Here is a 4,736-nt window from a genome sequence, read left to right on the forward strand (position 1 = left end):
GCTCCCGCCCCCGCAGCAGCTCCCGTTGCCGGCGCTCCCGTCACTGCGGCTCCTGCCACGGCCGCTCCCGTCACGGGCACCGGCGTGGACGGGTCGCCTGTCGCCGGCGGGAGTGGTGACGTCCCGCGGGACGCCGGTGGCTCGGCCGTGGTGCTCCATCCGCAGCCCGGGCACCGCGACGACCTCGGCGCTCTGATCAACCGGCAGACTCCGGAACCGGGCGGCCCCCTCGCCCAGCCGCATCCTGGGGAGACGATCACGGGTGAGGTCATCCGACGCGACGACACGCCTCTGGCCGCCCCCGAACACGCGGGAAGTCCCGCACGTCCCGCGCAGCCCCACCCGGCCGAGCCAAGCCCGATCAGCGAGCCGCCGCCCCAGGGGCCGGGTGCGCTCCCACGCGATTCGCTGCTCCCGGTCAACGTCCTGCCGGTCAACGCCCCCTCGGGAAGCACGACCGGACAGCACCCCGCTCCCGTCGGGGAACCCGCGGATGCCGACTCCGCTCATGAGAGGGCTGGAGGCGCCGGCCACGGTCGTGCCGATCCCGCGCATGAGCGGGCCCGGCATCCCGACCTCGCGCATCCCGACCTCGCGCATCCCGATCCCGGACGTCCAGACCCCGCGCGTCAGCATGTTCCCGCCGCCGACCACGCCCGCCAGCGGCCGGCCCCCGGTGAGCCGGCAGGTGGTCAGGGGGAAGCGGCGAGCGCCGCCCGGCAGCCGCGCGACCCCGGTGCGCAGCCGCCCCACGCCGAACCGGGGACCTCGGCCGCGACGCGTACACCCCACGAGGGGAGGGCGCCGGTCCTGGAGCCCCTGGACCCCGTGGATCCCGTGGGCGCTCGACCGGCACCCGGTGAGGTCGGGCCGATCGCGGATTCACGGCCGCGGAACTTCGCCGAGGCCGCGGCGGTGGTGCACCGCTGGACGCCTCCCAGCGGGGACGCCCGGCGGCCCGTGCCCGACGCGCAGCTCCTGGCCGAGGGCCGGCGGCTGAGCCGGGAGCTGGGCGTCGTCAACGACAGTGAGACGACGGCGAGGGCTCTGGCGCGGATGAGCAGGATCTCCGGCGAGCCGGCTGCGCCACGGGCCGTGCACCGGCTGGCGGACGAGGTCGGCCTGCACCGGGACATCGACGCCCTGGTCGATCTCTACAACGACGCCGAGTCGTTCGCGATGGCCCCGGACGGCGCCGCCGGTCGTGCCGCGCTGGCGGACCGCCTCAGGGCGTGCATGGAGGCGGATCCGTTCCGCTGGAAGGGGTACCGCCATCGGATGTTGTTCGGGCTGCGGGAGATCACCGCGGCGCAGGCGCGTACGGCGGGGCTCATGCTCACGATGATGGGCGAGCCCCTGACCCAGAGCAGGGTCAGGGATCTCGTCGCGCCCCTGCGCAGCGGGCAGGTGGGGCCGGGCCCGCACCGTGTGGCCGAGCTGCTCGTGGCCGTCCGTGCGGCCCACGAGAACGGTTATCTGCCGGCCGGGGAGCGCGGGGCCAGTGCCTTCCGCCAGGGCATGGAGCAGTTCTGGAACGAGGACCCCGCCCTGTGGAACGGGATGCTGCTCGCCGACAGGCACGACCTGCCGGAGGCTCACGACGCGACGGCCCGGCTGCTCGCCCACCTCGACGGAATCGTCGACCGCCCGAGGCTCGACGGAGGGCACGACGGGCCCGCGCTCGTGCGGTTGTCGCTGGACGCGGGCCTGGGCGGCTCCGTCCGGCATCTCGTCCGCCTGGCGGAGGAGGCGCAGGCGTACGGCGCCGGCCTCGTACGGGCGGCGAACCCCCACGAACTCACCGGCCTGCTCGTCGCGCACCGGGAGCGGGACCCGTACCTCTGGGACGGGCTGCGGATCGCGGAGGAGCACGGTTTCGCGCGGCCCCGCGACGACGAGGCGCGCTCGCTCGCGCGGCTGGCCGAGCTCACCCGTTCGGAGGTGCCGTCCCGGTTGTGGGCGTTCGATCCGCTGCGCCGGCTGGCCACCGAGGCGGGGTTCGGCCATTCCGTGGAACGGCTGGCGCGCAGGGCGGCCGACGTGCGGCAGGCCGGATTCGACCTGTCCGGGCCGGTGGATCGGGGGCAACTGCTCGACGCGCTCGCCCCGCCCGCCGGCCGTGACGCGGCCGGGCGGGGGCAGAGGCCGCCAGAGGTCCCCCCGGGGCTGCACGATCTGTCTCCTTCCGCGGTCAGGGAGGCCCGGCAGGCCGCGGTCCGGGAGCACACGCAGGCGCAGGAGGCGTACGACCGTGCCCATTCACGGCTGCGCCGTTCGTTGTCCCGGTTGACCGGCCCCGATCCGCTGGCCGTGGCGGAGCGGGGACGGGTCGCCTCGCTCGACTCCCGCGTCGAGGCGTGGCGGCGCTGGCCGGAACGGCCGGAGGTGTCGTATACGCGGGACTTCTCCGCGTTCCGCCAGGCCTACGAGCGGGTGATGGAGCGCGCGTACGCGGGGGAGACGGTGATCCCGTACATGATGAGGAACGCCACCGCGTCCCTCGCCGACCGTGACCGGGGGAGAGGGTTCGGGCTGGAGCTCGAGTTCGACCTGCCGGACCGTACCGACGTCATGAGGCTGGAGGCGATCGCCCGTTCACTGCGCGAGGCCGGCCTGACCGGCGACGCCCAGGTGCACAAGAACCACACGATGCGCGGTGCCGGTTACCGTTCCGGCAAGGAGGGCGGGCGCGGCCTGTGGAGCATGGAGAGGGACGGCACGGTCGCGGGCGAGCTGGTCTCGCCCATCCTGTACGACGAGCCCGCCACGTGGGAGAACCTCCGCGTCGCCTGCGAGATCATCCGCTCCCACGGCGGCACGGCGAGCGTCTCGACCGGCGGGCACGTCCACGTGAGCGCCCACGACTACGACCACATCGTGGAGCACCACGCGGGGCTGCTGCGCTACGCGGGTCACCACGCCGACACGCTGTTCAGGCTCGCGCAGAACCCGGAGCGGGCGAGCCACAGGGGCCTGGACTACTGCCGGCCGAACGACCTGCCCGCCGCGGGCTACGAGCCGATCGGCCCGGCGGCGTACGCCGCCGGGCCCCGCAGGGTGGCGCTGAACCTGGAGGCGGTGCGCGGCAGCGCGCGCGACCACGTCGAGCTGCGGTTGTGGGACGGCTCGCTCGACCCCGCCGTGATCCAGTCACAGGTCAAGGTGTCACTGGCGCTGGTCGAGGCGGCGTTGCGCACGGCGGCGCTGGGCGATCTGCCCAACGGTGGCCGACACGACGAGGTGGGCGCCCACGCCGAGCTCTTCGCGCACGATCCCGCGCTGGACGTCACGGAGCGGGGCAGCCTGTCCTTCCGTACGCTGATGGACGAGCTCTTCTGGCGGGCCGCCGACAAGGAACAGCTCACGGCCCTGTACGCCGCCACCCGATGGCTGCCGGGCACATGAGGGGACACGACGCCGTCGTGGTGGTCCGTAACGGCTCGTCGGCGGACCCCCCTCCGGACGCTCCCGTCAAGGACGACGGCCGGCCGTACCGCTTCGAAATGATCTTCGCGGGCGGAAGTCTCCGCGGGTACGCCGACGACATGGCCGACCTCGTCGGGCTGCTCGTTGCCGGTTACGGCGAGCCGGCCACCGACGGCGAGCGCGCGGCGGCGCGGGTGCGGCTCGCCATGGACGCGCAGGTCGGGCTCCAGGCCCGGCTCGCGGCCGGACACCGGCTCGACGCCTGCGACGACGCGGAGCGCGCCGTGATCCTCGGCGGCCGGCACGAACCCCCCGCCCCCGTCCGGTGGGAGGCGCCGGTGCCCCTGGTGCTGGTGGCGACCTTCTACGAGCCCCAGGGCCCGCTGCCCCGGCCGCAGGGGCCCGCGGACCTCCAGATCTGGCTCGACCCCGCCGGCGACCGGGCCCTGCTGACCAGCCTGCACGCCGCCGGCGCGATCACCCTGAACGTCAGGGCCGAGGCGCCGTGACCGGGCGGCCGCGGGGCGCCGGGCCCACCGGCTGCCCGGGTAGGAGCGTGTACGGAGCGGCCGAGCGCGCGCGAGCCCCTGACCAGCCCCGCCGACGCCCCCTCGTTGACATCGCGGTCCGGGCGGGCGCACCATACTTCACAGACGACCGCCGGTTGAGCGGCTCGACAGATCAGCGTCCAGTGCCCGGAAAACGACGAGCCCCCCGTCGCGCGCGCCGCGAAAGCGCAGGCAGGCGGAGTGCCGCGGCTCCTCGCGATGCGTTCCCCCTGACCTTCCCCAGCGCCCTGTGCCGGACGACCGCCACCCGACGAACGAACTCCGCGACGGCCGGACGGCGGTCCCCATGGCACGCGCGGACGAACCACGAAAGGAACGCATGAGCGCCCGATCCGTCAACGTCCTCGTATGGGGCGAGAACCGGCACGAGCAGACCGAACCCGCCGTGGCCGAGATCTATCCCGACGGCATGCACAACGCCGTCCGCCGCGGCATCGAGCACTGGCTGGGGGAGCGGGCCAGTGTCACCACGGCCACGCTCGACGACCCCGAGCACGGCCTGACCGAGGAGGTGCTCGCCGGCACCGACGTCCTCACCTGGTGGGGCCACGCCGCGCACGGCGAGGTGCCGGACGAGGTGGTCGAGCGGGTGCACCGGCACGTCCTGGCGGGCATGGGGCTGGTGGTGCTGCACTCAGGCCACTTCTCGAAGATCTTCATCAGGCTCATGGGCACCACGTGCACGCTGCGCTGGCGCAACGCGAACGACCGCGAGCTGGTCTGGACGGTCAACCCCGACGG

General features: G+C 74.4%; 4 protein-coding genes. 3 read left to right on the forward strand and 1 reads right to left on the reverse strand.

What is annotated here, in order from left to right:
* A partial coding sequence (locus E1295_RS47110) for a hypothetical protein (RefSeq protein ID WP_132641763.1) occupies positions 1–753 on the reverse strand: 753 nt, incomplete at its 3' end.
* Positions 754–837: 84 nt separating this feature from the next.
* On the opposite strand from E1295_RS47110, the gene E1295_RS47115 reads away from it, so the two are divergent.
* The 3 genes from E1295_RS47115 to E1295_RS47125 all read left to right on the forward strand — a co-directional run.
* Positions 838–3,405 (forward strand): amidoligase family protein, encoded by a 2,568-nt coding sequence (locus E1295_RS47115; RefSeq protein ID WP_132641765.1) that lies wholly within the window; start codon positions 838–840, stop codon positions 3,403–3,405.
* On the forward strand, positions 3,402–3,935 hold the full coding sequence (locus tag E1295_RS47120) for a hypothetical protein (RefSeq protein ID WP_132641767.1): 534 nt from the start codon (positions 3,402–3,404) through the stop codon (positions 3,933–3,935). The genes E1295_RS47115 and E1295_RS47120 overlap by 4 nt, the downstream gene beginning before the upstream one ends.
* Before the next feature lie 379 nt (positions 3,936–4,314).
* Positions 4,315–4,736, forward strand: a 422-nt coding sequence (locus E1295_RS47125) for a ThuA domain-containing protein (protein WP_181958155.1), incomplete at its 3' end; no start/stop codon positions are given.

The organism is Nonomuraea mesophila, assembly GCF_004352805.1.
Lineage (GTDB): Bacteria > Actinomycetota > Actinomycetes > Streptosporangiales > Streptosporangiaceae > Nonomuraea > Nonomuraea longispora.